This is a genomic window from Methylobacterium sp. CCH7-A2 (genome assembly GCF_001557075.1).
Taxonomy (GTDB): domain Bacteria; phylum Pseudomonadota; class Alphaproteobacteria; order Rhizobiales; family Beijerinckiaceae; genus Allobosea; species Allobosea massiliensis.
The window spans coordinates 1-13921 of the sequence record NZ_LSKN01000007.1 but is presented as its reverse complement, the minus strand read 5'-3'; the positions used below and the strand labels follow the sequence as shown (position 1 = coordinate 13921).

16 protein-coding genes are annotated in these 13921 nt (G+C 67.8%); 10 read left to right on the top strand and 6 right to left on the bottom strand.

Translation table 11 applies throughout. From position 1 onward, the window contains the following. The first annotated feature begins 220 nt into the window (after positions 1-220). The 4 genes from AX750_RS00175 to AX750_RS00160 all read left to right on the top strand — a co-directional run bounded on the left by AX750_RS00175 (position 221) and on the right by AX750_RS00160 (position 4110). The gene (locus tag AX750_RS00175; RefSeq protein WP_067253419.1) at positions 221-1195 is read left to right on the top strand and encodes a tripartite tricarboxylate transporter substrate binding protein; all 975 of its coding nucleotides are present in this window, start codon (positions 221-223) and stop codon (positions 1193-1195) included. Between the two features lie 20 nt (positions 1196-1215). Then, complete coding sequence (locus AX750_RS00170) at positions 1216-1812, top strand: histidine phosphatase family protein (protein ID WP_066721815.1); 597 nt, start codon at positions 1216-1218, stop codon at positions 1810-1812. 68 nt (positions 1813-1880) lie between these two features. After that, entirely contained in the window at positions 1881-3014 is a 1134-nt protein-coding gene (locus AX750_RS00165; protein ID WP_066721835.1) for a PQQ-dependent sugar dehydrogenase, read from the top strand. Between the two features lie 103 nt (positions 3015-3117). After that, positions 3118-4110 (top strand): Gfo/Idh/MocA family oxidoreductase, encoded by a 993-nt coding sequence (locus AX750_RS00160; protein ID WP_066721817.1) that lies wholly within the window; start codon positions 3118-3120, stop codon positions 4108-4110. 10 nt (positions 4111-4120) lie between these two features. On the opposite strand, the gene AX750_RS00155 is transcribed toward AX750_RS00160, so the two are convergent. From AX750_RS00155 to AX750_RS00145, 3 genes are all read right to left on the bottom strand, one after another. Then, positions 4121-4897 (bottom strand): class I SAM-dependent methyltransferase, encoded by a 777-nt coding sequence (locus AX750_RS00155; protein WP_066721819.1) that lies wholly within the window; start codon positions 4895-4897, stop codon positions 4121-4123. Positions 4898-4952: 55 nt separating this feature from the next. Then, entirely contained in the window at positions 4953-5309 is a 357-nt protein-coding gene (locus AX750_RS00150; protein WP_066721821.1) for a DMT family protein, read from the bottom strand. 67 nt (positions 5310-5376) lie between these two features. After that, positions 5377-5637, bottom strand: a complete 261-nt coding sequence (locus AX750_RS00145; RefSeq protein ID WP_066721823.1) for a SemiSWEET transporter — start codon at positions 5635-5637, stop codon at positions 5377-5379. Positions 5638-5764: 127 nt separating this feature from the next. Here AX750_RS00145 and AX750_RS00140 point away from each other — a divergent pair, with 127 nt between their 5' ends. The 6 genes from AX750_RS00140 (at position 5765) to AX750_RS00115 (ending at position 11059) form a co-directional block, all read left to right on the top strand. After that, the gene (locus AX750_RS00140; RefSeq protein ID WP_066721825.1) at positions 5765-6949 is read left to right on the top strand and encodes a lytic murein transglycosylase; all 1185 of its coding nucleotides are present in this window, start codon (positions 5765-5767) and stop codon (positions 6947-6949) included. Between the two features lie 93 nt (positions 6950-7042). Next, positions 7043-7432, top strand: coding sequence for a RidA family protein (locus AX750_RS00135; protein WP_066721827.1), 390 nt, complete (start codon positions 7043-7045; stop codon positions 7430-7432). Between the two features lie 85 nt (positions 7433-7517). Next, a complete protein-coding gene (gene leuB, locus AX750_RS00130) occupies positions 7518-8627 on the top strand; it encodes a 3-isopropylmalate dehydrogenase (RefSeq protein ID WP_066721829.1) in 1110 nt (369 codons plus the stop codon). Between the two features lie 199 nt (positions 8628-8826). Further along, complete coding sequence (gene msrP, locus AX750_RS00125) at positions 8827-9783, top strand: protein-methionine-sulfoxide reductase catalytic subunit MsrP (RefSeq protein WP_066721831.1); 957 nt, start codon at positions 8827-8829, stop codon at positions 9781-9783. Positions 9784-9865: 82 nt separating this feature from the next. Beyond that, positions 9866-10441, top strand: a complete 576-nt coding sequence (locus tag AX750_RS00120) for a methylated-DNA--[protein]-cysteine S-methyltransferase (RefSeq protein WP_066721833.1) — start codon at positions 9866-9868, stop codon at positions 10439-10441. A gap of 63 nt (positions 10442-10504) precedes the next feature. Further along, the gene (locus AX750_RS00115) at positions 10505-11059 is read left to right on the top strand and encodes an NADPH-dependent FMN reductase (RefSeq protein WP_067253414.1); all 555 of its coding nucleotides are present in this window, start codon (positions 10505-10507) and stop codon (positions 11057-11059) included. Between the two features lie 451 nt (positions 11060-11510). On the opposite strand, the gene AX750_RS00110 is transcribed toward AX750_RS00115, so the two are convergent. The 3 genes from AX750_RS00110 to AX750_RS00100 form a co-directional block, all read right to left on the bottom strand. Further along, positions 11511-12401: a LysR family transcriptional regulator gene (locus AX750_RS00110; protein WP_066715912.1), complete on the bottom strand. Its 891-nt coding sequence runs from the start codon at positions 12399-12401 to the stop codon at positions 11511-11513. 143 nt (positions 12402-12544) lie between these two features. Next, positions 12545-13510, bottom strand: coding sequence for a thioredoxin-disulfide reductase (trxB, locus tag AX750_RS00105; protein ID WP_066715910.1), 966 nt, complete (start codon positions 13508-13510; stop codon positions 12545-12547). A gap of 72 nt (positions 13511-13582) precedes the next feature. Next, positions 13583-13921, bottom strand: a 339-nt coding sequence (locus AX750_RS00100; protein ID WP_197432777.1) for an ELM1/GtrOC1 family putative glycosyltransferase, incomplete at its 5' end; no start/stop codon positions are given.

Genomic DNA, 13921 nt, shown 5'->3' with positions numbered 1-13921 from the left:
GGGCCGAAGCCGTTTTCGGCGCGCGACCGCTCCGCCTTCCTGCAGGCGCTCGACCTCGCCATCCAACGGCTGAAGCGGGCGGCATTCGCCGCAGCTGAGCCGCGCTTAGGCCCTTGATTTCGCGGCGGCTTTGGGCCTGCGGGGCCATTTCCCTCCGGCTGCGAATGCTCTAATGCTGCGGCCAAGCCTGTTGCAATCGGGCCGCTCCGGGAGGAAGTTCATGCCGTTGACCCGCCGTTCCACGCTCGGCCTGATGGCCGGCGCCGTCCTCGCTCCGTCCGTCCTGCGGGCACAGAGCTTCCCGACCAAGCCGATCACGCTCGTCGTGCCCTATCCGGCGGGCGGCCCAACGGATGCGATCGCGCGCTTCGTCGCGCAGGACCTGTCGACCTCGATCGGCCAGAACGTGGTCGTCGACAACCGCGCCGGTGCCTCGGGCGCCGTCGGCACGCGGGCCGTGGCCAAGGCCGATCCTGACGGCCATACCATCGTCTTCGGCAACAACCAGACGCATGGCAACAACATGTTCCTGCTGAAAGAGCCGGGCTACGACGCGGTCAAGGATTTCGCGCCGCTGGCCGGCGTCGGCGCCTTCGAGCATGCCTTCGTGGTGCGCAACGACCTCCCGGCCAAGACCATCAAGGAGCTGATCGCGCTCGCCAAGGCCGATCCGGGCAAGCTCAATTACGGCTCGACCGGCGTCGGTTCGGGCTCTCATCTCGCCATGGAGCTGTTCATGGCGCGCACCGGCATCAAGATGACGCATGTGCCTTTCCGGGGAGCGGCGCCGCTGGTTCAGGAAATCGTCGGCGGGCGCATCGACATCGCCAATTCGACGCTGCCGAGTGTGCTCGAGCAGATCAATGCCGGCACGTTGCGGGCGCTGGCGCTGGCCAGCCCGGAGCGCAACCCGCGCGCCAAGGACATTCCGACCCTGCGCGAGCAGGGCGTTACCGATGCCGACGCCGATTCCTGGGCGGCCTTCTTCGCGCCGGCAGCCGTGCCCGCGCCCGTGCTGGAGACGCTCTCCAAGGCGATCCTGGCCTCGCTCGCCAAGCCGGCCGTCAGCGAGGCGATCCTCAAGCTCGGCTTCACGATGAGGTTACGTGACCCCGCGGCTTTCCGGCCGTATCACCAGCAGGAAATCACGACCTGGGAAAACATCATCAAGGCGGCCGGTGTGAAGCCGGAGTAGCCTGAGGCGAAGGAGCCGGCATGGCGGCGGCAGGGTTCGGAAGACGCTTCGTTCTCGCTCTGCTGCTGTTGCCGGCCTTCCGGCCCGGAGCGGCCTCCGCCATCGAGGTCGATCGCGAGCGGGTCTGGGCGCTGCTCGCGAAGCCCGGCCATGTCGCGCTGATGCGCCATGCCGACGCGCCCGGGACCGGCGATCCGGCCGGCTTCCGCATCGGCGACTGCGCGACGCAGCGCAATCTGGGCGAGCGCGGGCGCGAACAGGCGAGGCGCCTCGGGGAGGAATTCCGCCGCCGCGCGATCCCCGTGTCGCTGGTGCTGACCAGCCAGTGGTGCCGCGCGCGCGACACGGCCGCCCTGATGGCGCTCGGTCCGATCGAAGACGAGCCCACCGCGCTGAACTCCTTCTTTGGGCGCCCCGGCGAGCGCGAGGCGGCCACCGCCGCGCTGCGCCAGCGTCTCGCCGCGCTTCCGGCCGATGCCGGGCTGGTGCTGATGGTCACGCATCAGGTCAACATCACGGCCCTGACAGGGGTCTTCCCCGCGTCCGGCGAGATGGTCGTGCTGAAGCGCGACGCGAGCGGCGCGGTCGTGACGGTCGGGCGCCTGCCGGCGCCTTGATGTCGCAGGGGAAACCGCGGCGCAGGCCGAGCGGTTATTCCTGTCCCATGATCAGCAAGGAGACGACGATGCGCAGCGCTGCCTGGATCGCCACCGTGACTCTGACGATCGCCGCCTGGCCCGCGTCGCGGGACGCCGCCGCGCAGCAGCGCTATCCATCGAGCGCGGGCGACCTCGTCGTCGAGACGGTGGCGGGAGGACTGGAGCATCCCTGGGGGCTCGCCTTCCTGCCGGACGGTCGGATGCTGGTGACGGAACGGCCCGGGCGCCTGCGGCTAGTGGGGACGGATGGCAAACTCTCTGCGCCGATTACCGGGGTGCCGAACGTCGCAGGGCGCGGGCAGGGCGGGCTGCTCGACGTGGTTCCCGATCCCGGCTTTGCGCAGAACCGGACGATCTATCTCTCCTTCGCGGAGCCGCGCTCTGGGGGCACCGGGACCAGCGTCGCCCGCGCCCGCCTCAACGAGCGCGGCACGGCGCTGGAAGGCACCAAGGTGATCTTCCAGCAAATGCCGACGATCGCCAGCAACATGCATTTCGGTTCCCGGCTGGTCTTCGACCAGACGGGAGCGCTCTTCGTCACGGTCGGCGACCGCTATGGTCAGCGCGACCAGGCGCAGAATCCGGCCAATCATATCGGCAAGATCATGCGGATCCGGCCCGAGGGTGGTGCACCCGCCGACAACCCGAAGATCGAGGGCTGGCAGCCGGAGATCTGGTCGATCGGCCACCGGAATGTGCAGGCTGCGGCTCTCCATCCGCAGAGCGGCCAGCTCTGGACCGCCGAGCACGGCGCGCGCGGCGGCGACGAGGTGAACACGCCGAAGGCCGGGCGCAATTACGGCTGGCCGGTCGTCACCTTCGGTATCGACTATTCCGGCGCCAAGATCGGCGAGGGCACGAGCAAGGCCGGCATGGAACCGCCGCTGTTCTACTGGGATCCCTCGATCGCGCCCTCGGGGGCCGCCTTCTACACCGGCGCGGTCTGGCCGGCCTGGACGAACTCGCTCTTCGTGGGCGCGCTAGCGGGCCAGATGCTGGTCAGGCTCTCGACGCAAGGCGAAGCGGTGACCGGGCAGGAGCGGCTGCTCGAAGGGCTCGGCGAACGCATTCGCGACGTCCGGCAGGGGCCGGACGGGTTTTTGTACCTGCTGAGCGACGCACCCGACGGCAAGCTGCTGCGGGTCAGGCCGGCGAAATAGGGCTGAGGGTTGGGGCCTGTCGTTCGCCGTCGCCGAAAGGCTCGTGTGACGCTCCGATTCCTGTTACCGCGCTTCCCGGCTCAAGGTTGGGAAAGCTCAGGCGATGCAGGACGGCACTCTCTCGATCGGGATCATTGGCGCGGGCATCATGGGCGAGCGACTGCTCGGCGCCATCCTCGACCAGTCGCCTGCGCTGGTGACGGTCAGCGGCGTCTGGGATCCGGCGCCTTCGGCGATGGCGCGGATGGCGGCGACCTTCCCGCAGGTTCCGCGGCCGGCCGATGCCGCGGCGGTCATCGCCGCCAGCGACTGCGTCTACATCGCCTCGCCGCCGGCGTTCCATCTCGGACACGCCCGCGCCGCCATCGCCGCCGGAAAGAGCGTCTTCTGCGAGAAGCCGCTGGCCGTCGATGTTGAGGATGCGCGCGCCTTCGTGGCAGAGGCGGGAGACAGGGGCGCCGTCAACTTCCCCTTCGCCTCCTCACTGGCCGTCGCAACCTTGATGGACTGGATCGCGCAGGGCGCCGTCGGGACCGCCTCGCGCATCACCATCGAGGTCGCCTTCGCGACCTGGCCGCGCTCCTGGCAGGCCGATGCCGCCGCCTGGCTGGACGGTCGGCAACAGGGCGGTTTCACCCGGGAGGTCGTGTCGCATTTCCTGTTCCTGAGCCGGCGACTCTACGGCCCTCTGCATGGGCTGAGCGCGAGCGCGGCCTTCCCCGAGAAGGGTCGGTCGGAGCGATCGATCGAGGTGAGGCTGATGGCCGGCGAGATCCCGGTCGACCTCAGGGGCAGCGTCGGTACGACGACGAAGGACGACCACAACATCTGGATGCTGGAAGGCGACCGGGGGGCGGTGCGTCTCTGCGACTGGTCGGTCGCCGAACGCCGTCGGCCTGACGGCACCTGGGAGAGGGCGGCCGACGCCCTGTCGCAGCTGGAGGCGCGACCGATCGCGCTCAGGCGCCAGATCGAAGGGGTCGTCAGACTGACGCGGGGCGAAGCGCACCATCTCGCGACGCTGACGGACGCCCTGAACGTGCAGGAGATCGTCGAGGGCATTCTCGCTGATGGTCTGAGAGCCACGCGGTGTTGAAAGCCCGTAGTCATACGATCTCTGCCAGCCGCGTGTCCTGCGACAGCACCAGGCACCAATGCGGCTCGAAATCGGCGCCGAGCGGCCAGACGAAGTCCTTGAAGATATCGAGCAGGCGGGTCTGGTAGCGCTCGAACCATGTGCGCTGGCAGAGCACGAATTTGGTCGCGCCGACGATCGTCTCGCGGTCGATGATGCAGAGCGGGACGATGTCGGGATTGGCCTCGAGATAGGCCTGCACGGCGACCATCAGCGTCGGGTAGCCGGGGTGCAGCATGTCGTCGAGGACGATCAGCCCGCCTTCGGCGAGGCAGGCGGTTGCCAGTGCGAGGTCGCGGCCGAGCGCGACGCGGGAATGCTCGCCGTCGATGTGGATGAAGCGCAAGCGGTCGCCGTCGGCTTGGGCGAGGAGGTCGGCGGGCGCCATTGCGCCGGCATCGCCCTTGATGGTGCGGCGGCGCTCCGGGCCGATTCCGTGCCGGTCACAATTCGCCTCGAAGCGCTGCTCGACGCCAGGGTCGGGCCAGGAGAAGATGTCCAGCGCCAGAGCGATCTCGCCCTCCTCGAGCGCATGGGCGAGCGCGATGAAGAAGCGGCCCTCGAAGGCGCCGATCTCGGCGATCGGGCCCTTCAGGCCTTCCTCCGTCTGCAGGCGCAGCAGCCGCGCGCAGATCGCGGCGGCAAAGCGCGAGGACATGCCGACGACGCGATCATAGCCGTCGGAGAGATAGGCCTCGACCGCGTCGTGGCCGGAGAAGGGGAGGGCGGGTCTGGCGAGCTGATCCATCGTGCCACTGTGACGATGCGGCAGCGGCCTGTCACCCCGCCGAAGCGGGCGCCGCTCAGCCCTTGGCGTGGAAGATGAAGAAGGCGCCGGCTGCGATCAGCGCGAAGCCGATGGCGTGGTTCCAAGTCAGGCTTTCCTTGAGCCAGAACACCGAGAAACCGGCGAAGACGGTCAGGGTAATGACCTCCTGCATGGTCTTGAGCTCGGCGGTCGAATAGACGGCGGAGCCGATGCGGTTGGCCGGCACCGCCAGCATGTATTCCGGCAGCGCGATCATCCAGCTCGCGAGGATGGCGAGCCAGATGGCCGTGCTCTTGTAGCTGAGATGGCCATACCAGGCGAAGGTCATGAAGACGTTGGAGCCGACCAGCATGGCGATCGGCAGGATATGCGCGGCGGTGACGGAGGGCATCGAACTCGATCCTGTGGCGAGGCCGGGAACGCCCGGCGGTCGGGTCTGTTCCGGCGGTCGTGTCAGCTCAGCCGAAGCGAAGCTTCATCGAGAGGATGAGCAGCACGAGGCACAGTGTCAGCGCATTGGCGGCGACGACCGGCCAGGAGCCGATATGCAGACCATAGGTCAGCCAGAGCGCGGTCCCGGCCGCGAAGAGCGACTGCGTCCAGAGCGAGATCGCCCTGGTGTCACGGGTGCGGATGGTGCGCCAGGCCTGGGGCAGCCAGCATAGGCTGGTGAGGGCGGCGGCGGCGAAGCCGAGGAGTTCGATCGATTGGGGCGACATGGCGGGTTCCGGCGGGGGCTCGCGCCCTCATAGCGGGATTCGCCGCCTTGCGCTGCCGGCGCGATGGTTAACCTCTCTTAACCGCATCGCCCTAGTTTCGCGTCATTCCTGCGATTCGGTGGAGACCATGCGCGCAACGATCCTGGCCCTGCCTCTCGTCCTCTTCGCCTCGGCCGCTTCGGCGCAGGGCAGCTTCCAATCCTGTCTGTCCGGCCTGCGCAGCGAGGCCGCCGCCAAGGGCGTTTCGGGCGCAACCTTCGACCGCGCCATGGCCGGCGTCGAGCCGGACATGAAGATCATCGAGGCGATGAACAACCAGCCGGAGTTCAAGACTCCGATCTGGGACTATCTCGGCACGCTGGTCGACGAGGAGAAGGTTGCCGAAGGGCGCGCGATGATGCGCCAGCATGCCTCGGTACTCGCCGCGGCGGAGCAGCGCTTCGGCGTCGACCGCCACACCATCGCCGCGGTCTGGGGTGTCGAGAGCGATTTCGGCAAGGCCAAGGGGCGCTGGCCTCTGGTGCAGGCGCTCTCCACAGGTGCCTGCCTGGCACCGCGGCGCAACGCCTTCTTCAAGGGCGAGCTGATCGCGACGCTGCAGATCATCCAGCGCGGCGACGTCCGGCCCGAGCGGCTCTTCGGCTCCTGGGCCGGCGCCTTCGGCCACACCCAGTTCATCCCGACGACCTATCTGCGGCTCGCGGTGGACGGCGACGGCGACGGCCGGCGCGACCTCGTCGACTCGATTCCCGACGCGCTGCATTCGACCGCCAACTTCATGGACAAGGCGGGCTGGGTCACGGGCGCGAGTTGGGGCTACGAGGTGCGCGTGCCGGACGGCTACTCCGGCCCGACTGGGCGCAACCCGAAGCAGCCCGTCTCGTCCTGGGCGGCGCGCGGCATCGTCAAGTTCGACGGGTCGCCGCTCAACGGCACCGGCAATGCCGGGCTCCTGATGCCGGCGGGGCGCAACGGCCCGGCCTTCCTCGTCTTCAAGAATTACGACGCGGCCTACAGCTACAACGGCGCCGACTCCTATGCCCTGGCCATCTCCCTCCTCTCCGACCGTCTGCGCGGGCGGCCGGGCGTGCAGGGGCAGTGGCCGACCGACGATCTGCCGCTCTCGCGCGAGCAGCGGCGCGAACTACAGCGGCTTTTGATCGCGCGCGGCTACAATGTCGGCGAGCCGGACGGCGCCGTCGGCTCGCTGACTCGGGCCGCGATCCGGGATGTCGAGGCCAAGATCGGCATGCCCCCGACCGGCCGCCCCGGCGAGAAGGTGCTGCGGGCGCTGAAGAGCGGGCGGGTTTAGCCCCGGCGTCATGCTCGGGCTTGACCCGAGCATCGCCTGCACGGGATTCTCGGGTCTGCGCTTCGCTTCGCCCGAGAATGACGGAAAATCGTGATGACCCGCCGTCTGATGTCCACCGGCTCGCCCTTCGAGACCGCCTTCGGCTATTCGCGCGCCGTCATCGACGGCGACCTCGTCTTCGTCTCGGGGACGACCGGCTACGACTACGTCACGATGACCCTGCCGGAGGATGCGGCCGCGCAGGCGCGCAACATCTTTCGCACGATCGAGGCGGTGCTGGAGGAGGCCGGCACCTCGCTCGCGGGCGTGGTGCGGGCGCAGTATTTCGTCACCGACCGGACCTATTGCGAGCCGGTGCTCGCCGTCTGCGGCGAGGTCTTCCGCGAGGTGCGGCCGGCAGCGGGCATCTATGTCGTGGCGGGACTGCTGAAGCCCGAGATGAAGGTCGAGATCGAAGTCACCGCGCGGTTGGCGCGGCCCTGACATGGCGTCCGCGCCGCTTGCATGCCGGGGGCCTGCGCCCTAATCAGCCGCCATTGCAGGTTCAAGAAACGGCGAGGCGACGACCATGGCGACCCACAAGCTCCTGATGCTCCCCGGCGACGGCATCGGCCCCGAGGTGATGGCGCAGGTCGAGCAGATCGTCTCCTGGTTCGGCAAGCAGGGGCTGGCCTCCTTCGAGATCGAGAAGGGCCTCGTCGGCGGCGCCGCCTATGACGCCCACAAGGCGGCGATCTCGGAAGGCGACATGAAGCTCGCCCAGCAGGCGGACGCCGTGTTGTTCGGCGCCGTCGGCGGCCCGAAATGGGCCGATGTGCCCTATCAGCATCGTCCGGAAGCCGGGCTGCTGCGGCTGCGCAAGGACCTCGGCCTGTTCGCGAACCTGCGCCCGGCGATCTGCTATCCGGCGCTGGCCTCGGCCTCCTCGCTGAAGCCCGAGGTCGTCGAAGGGCTCGACATCCTGATCGTGCGCGAGCTCACCGGCGGCGTCTATTTCGGCGAGCCCAAGGAGATCGTCACGCTGGAGGACGGCTCCAAGCGCGGCATCGACACGCAGCTCTACACCACCCCGGAGATCGACCGGATCTGCCGCGTCGCCTTCGAGCTGGCGCGCACCCGCCGCAACAAGGTCTCCTCGGCCGAGAAGCACAACGTCATGAAGACCGGCGTGCTCTGGAAGCAGACGGTGACCGCGCTGCACGCCGCCGAGTACAAGGATGTCGAACTGGAGCATGTGCTGGCCGACAACTGCGCCATGCAGCTGGTGCGCTGGCCCAAGCAGTACGACGTCATCGTCACCGACAACCTCTTCGGCGACATCCTCTCCGACGTCGCGGCGATGCTGACCGGCTCGCTCGGCATGCTGCCCTCGGCCTCGCTCGGGGCCGAGGACCCGGCCACCGGCAAGCGCAAGGCGCTCTACGAGCCCGTCCATGGCTCGGCGCCCGACATCGCCGGCAAGGGGCTGGCCAACCCGATCGCGATGATCGGCTCCTTCGCCATGGCGCTGCGCTACTCCTTCGGCGCGATCGAGGCGGCCGACCGGCTCGAAGGCGCGATCGCTGACGTTCTTGGCTCCGGCACCCGCACCAAGGACATCGCCGCGCCCGGCGCCAACGCCGTCTCGACCAGCGAGATGGGCCAGGCGATCGTCAAGGCGCTGGAGGCGCGCGGCTGAGGGCGCCTCGTCATTGCGAGCGGAGCGAAGCAATCCAGGACAATGCCCTGAACGTCTGGATTGCTTCGTCGCTGTGCTCCTCGCAATGACGAGATCAAGACGTCGCGGCCAGTTGGCACCTCTCCCCCTCGTGAATTGCGTGCTGCGTCCGGCCATGCGCTAGAGTGCCGGCATCCGAAACGGAAGGGACGCCGGTCCGATGCTGATCAAGAACCGTCCGAGCTGGGACATCCCCGAGAGCGAGGCGACGCCGGAGGCGGTGTTCTTCAACCGCCGCGCCTTCATGACCGGTGGAGCCGGGCTGATCGCGGGGGCGGCGCTGCCGGGTACCGCGGCGGCGCAGGGTGCTGATCCGACGCTCGATCTCTACCCCGCCAAGCGCAACGAAACCTACACGCTCGACCGGCCGGTGACCGACGAGGATCTGGCGTCGAGCTACAACAATTTCTACGAATTCGGCACGTCCAAGGACATCGTCGCGGCGTCGAAGCGGCTCGTCACCCGGCCCTGGACGGTTGCGATCGACGGCATGGTCGAAAAGCCCTTCGAGATCGGATTCGACGATCTCGTGCGCAAGCTGCCGCTGGAAGAGCGGCTCTATCGCTTCCGCTGCGTCGAGAGCTGGTCGATGGCGGTGCCGTGGACGGGCATCCCGCTCAAGGCCTTCGTCGACTACGCCAAGCCGCTCTCGGGCGCGAAATACATCCGCTTCGAGACCTTCCTGAACCCGCGCATGGCGCCCGGCCAGTCGGCCCGCTGGTATCCCTGGCCCTATACCGAGGGGCTGACGATCGCCGAGGCGACGAACGAATTGCCGCTGCTGGTAACGGGCATCTATGGGAAGCCGATTCCTACCCAGCACGGCGCGCCGGTGCGGCTGATCGTGCCGTGGAAATACGGGTTCAAATCGGTGAAATCGATCACCAAGATCAGCTTCGTCGCCGAGCGGCCCAAGACCTTCTGGGAGGGGCTGCAATCCTCCGAATACGGCTTCTGGGCAAATGTGAACCCGCAGGTGCCGCACCCGCGCTGGAGCCAGGCGAGCGAGCAGCTCCTGGGATCGCGCGATCGCCGGCCGACCCTGCTCTACAACGGCTATGGCGAGCAGGTCGCGGGGCTCTACAAAGGACTCGAGGGCGAAAAGCTGTTCATGTGAGGGGTGACGCCCGGCCATGGCTTGACCGCGGCGCGCCCGGGCGGAGAGAGTTGGCGCCGGCCGCCGCCCCGGAACCGACCGCATGCCGCAGTTCTGCCTGTTCGACACCGCCATCGGCGCCTGCGCGCTGGTTTGGCAGGGCGATGTCCTCATCGGCGCGCAACTGCCCGAAGCCGAGGCAGAGGGCGCGCGCCGGCGCCTGCTGCGGCGCTTCCCCGGTGCCGAAGACGCGCCGGCGCCGCCCTTCGTGGCGGCGGCGATCGCCGATATCCGGGGGCTTCTCGCCGGCGAGAACCGGGATCTGAGCCATCTGCCGATCGCACTCGACGATGCGAGCCCCTTCGAGCGCCGGGTCTATGAGGTGGCGCTCTCGATCCCGCCCGGCGAGACGCTGACCTATGGCGACGTCGCCAGGCGCCTCGGCGAGCCCGGCGCGGCGCGCGCGGTGGGCGTCGCGCTCGGTCGCAACCCGGTTCCGATCATCGTGCCCTGTCACCGTGTGCTGGCGGCCGGGGGGCGCACCGGCGGCTTCTCGGCCGAGGGCGGCGTCGAGACCAAGCTGCGCCTGCTGACGATCGAGCGGGCGCGCACGGACGCGGTCCCCGGCCTGTTCGATGCGCTGCCGCTCGCGGCGCGCCCGCGCCGGGCGAGCGCCTGAACCGGACGGGCCGCCAAGGCGTTTCCTCTCCATCGCCCCCGTAACTTCATGAGGTCTCGTTCCATGGCTCCGTTCAAGCTCGTCGTGATCGTCGGCAGCAACCGCAAGGCGTCGATCAACCGCAAACTCGCGGGAGCGCTGGCGAAGCTGGGCGAGGGGGCCTTCACCGCGAGCTTCGCGTCCATCGACGATCTGCCGATGTATAATCAGGACCTCGAGGTCGGGGCGTGGCCGGAGACCGCGACACGACTGAAAGACGCCATCGCCGCTGCCGATGCCGTGCTGGTGGTAACGCCGGAGCATAACCGCTCCATCCCCGCCGTGCTGAAGAACGCGATCGACTGGGCCTCGCGACCGCCCGGGAAGGGCGTCTGGGGCGGCAAACCCGCCGCCATCATCGGCACGAGCCCGGGCGGCGTCGGCACCGCCTGCGCCCAACAGCATCTGCGCGATATCCTCGGCAATCAGGGCGCGCTGGTGATGGGCGGCCAGATGTTCATCACCTGGAAGGAGGGGTTGGTCGATGAGGCCGGCGTCGTCACGGTCGAAGCGACGCGAGACTTCCTCCGGACATTCATGGAGCGCTTCGCGGCCCTGGTCGGCAAGCTCACCGGCTGAGCCTCGTTGGCGCCACCTGTCACGAGCCAAAAAAAGGGCCGGCGTCCCGCGAGGGAGCCGGCCTTTAAAGTTTGAAACATCCGGCTCAAACGCCAAACATCTCAGAGGGGAACGGCTGAAACGAACTCGATGCCGGGAGGCGATAGCAGAGCCCGTTCCGAACAACCGTGTCTGCTATATCGGTCGGCATCTGCCTTTTCGCAATGCAGCATCAGGGGGTCCGCCATGCGCAAATTGCATGAACCGCGGTCAGATGCCGCAAATTAAGTCTAAATCATTGATAAATATGCGCAGAACGCAGTCGCTCTGTCGCGGCGCGTCATGGTTTCGCAAGTGACTTGTTGCGGTGCAGCACGGCCATGCGCCAGTGGCGCGCTCTGATGGCGCAACAAAACGGCCGACCCTGCCGTTCAGCAGAGTCGGCCGATGCGAATCGGATCAGGTGGCGATCTCAGTAGGTCCAGCGCTGGGCCTTCTGGATCAGGAAGTCGCGGAAGACCTGGACGCGGGCGACGGACTTCATCTCTTCGGGATAGACCAGATAGCTCTCGAGCTGCGGCATCTCGGTCTCGCGCATCAGCTGCACCAGCGGCGAGCCGGTCTCGATCAGGTAGTCCGGCAGGACGGCGATGCCGGCGCCGGAATCGACCGCACGCTTCATCGCCGTGATGTTGTTGACGGTGAGGTGGATCGGACGCGGATTGCGCTGGTCGCGGCCGAGCGAGCCGAGCCAGTGCACTGCCGTCAGATAGGAGGGAGAGGTGCCGCCGAAGGAGAGGATGCGGTGGTTGTCCAGATCCTCATGCGTCTTGGGCTCGCCGAAGCGCTTCACATAGGCCGGCGAGCCATAGACGTGGAAATGGACCGTGAAGAGCTTGCGCTGGATCAGGTCGGGCTGCTGAGGCTGGCGCAGGCGGATGGCGATGTCGGCCTCGCGCATTGACAGGTCGAGCTCCTCGTCGGTGAGGATGAGATCCACCTTGATGTCGGGGTAGAGGTCCATGAACTCGGCCAGGCGTGGCGTGAGCCAGTGTCCCCCGAGGCCGCGCGTCGCTGTGACCTTCAGTTCGCCTGAGGGGTGTTCGCGCGTCTCCGAAAGCTGGGAGCGTGTGCGTTCGAGCCGCTGCGTCATCTCGCGGGCGGCGCGCCACAGCAGTTCGCCCTGCTCGGTGAGGATCAGGCCTCGGGTGTGGCGGTGGAACAGCGGCGCGCGCAATTCCCGCTCCAGCGCCCCGATCTGGCGGCTGACGGCCGACTGGCTGAGCCCGAGAACATCCCCTGCCTTGGTGAAGCTGCCCGACTCGGCGACGGTATAAAAGATCCTGATGCGGTCCCAATCCACCGCGGTTCCCCCGTTATGCGTTTGGCGCATGTTGGGGGCTAAAATCCTTGAAGGTCAATGCCTGCGTTGCGGTGCCAAGCTGTTTTCACACTGAATTTGGTTACAGAAGTGATCAAATTCCGTGATGTATCCGAGGGATCCTTCTATTCCGCCGCCTCGCGGTGCTGAAGGTCCATTGCCTGCAACCAGCGCTCGGCATCGAGGGCCGCCATGCAGCCCATGCCGGCAGCGGTCACGGCCTGGCGGTAATGCTCGTCAGTGACGTCACCAGCGGCGAAGACGCCCTCGACATTGGTGCGGCTCGTGCCGGGTTCGACGTCGAGATAGCCGGTTTCGTTCATGGCGAGCTGGCCGGCGAAGAGTTCCGTCGCCGGCTTGTGGCCGATCGCGATGAAGACGCCGTCCGCCTTGAGCTCCGATGCCGCGCCGGTCTTGAGGTTGCGCAGAGCGACATGGGTGACGTTGGGCGGCTGCGTGCCGCCGCAGATCTCGGCGATCTCGCTGTCCCAGACGACCTCGACCTTCGGGTGCTTGAACAGCCGGTCCTGCATCACCTTTTCCGCGCGCAGCGAGTCGCGGCGGTGCACCAGCGTGACCTTGCTGGCGAGGTTGGCGAGATAGAGCGCCTCCTCCACGGCGGTGTTGCCGCCGCCGACCACCACGACCTCCTTGTTGCGGAAGAAGAAGCCGTCGCAGGTCGCGCAGGCCGAGACGCCAAAGCCCTGGAAGGCCTGTTCGGACGGCAGGCCGAGCCATTTCGCCTGGGCGCCGGTCGCGATGATCAGAGCATCGCAGGAATAGGTCTCGCCGCCGTCGCCCCAGAGGCGGAAGGGGCGCTGCGAGAGGTCGACCCTGGCGATGTGATCGGAGACCATGCGCGTGCCCATATGCTCGGCCTGGGCGCGCATCTGCTCCATCAGCCAGGGGCCCTGGATGACGTCGGCGAAGCCGGGATAGTTCTCGACGTCGGTGGTGATCATCAACTGGCCGCCGGCCTGCATACCCGAGACCAGCACCGGTTCCAGCATGGCGCGGGCGGCATAGATCGCGGCGGTATAGCCGGCCGGGCCTGAGCCGACGATCATCACGCGGGCATGGGTGTGGGCCATGATGGGGTCCTCTCGCTTGCCCATTCGACATACGCCGCCGGACGGGCGATGCAAGCGCACGGGCTTTCAAGATCAGGCGAGGCCAAGCTGCTGCCTGTGCATAAGCCAGCGCCGTCGGATGTCGTCGGCGATGATCTGCGTCGAATCGACCGGCGCGTAGCGCTCGCCCTCCAGACGGCCCTCGAAATGATGGACCATCCCCTGGCGCTTCAGCGCCTCCAGGAACTTCGCCAGCTTGCCATGGCCGCCATGCGGCTCGAAGACGAGGATCGGGGCGCCCGTCGCCGTCGCCTCGCCGATCATGTTGGTCGAATCCGCCGTGGTGACGATGGCGTCGGCGTGGGCGAGCAGCGCGACATAAGGGTTCTCGCCGCTGCCGTCCCACCACCAGCCGCCATGGCGGGCGAACAC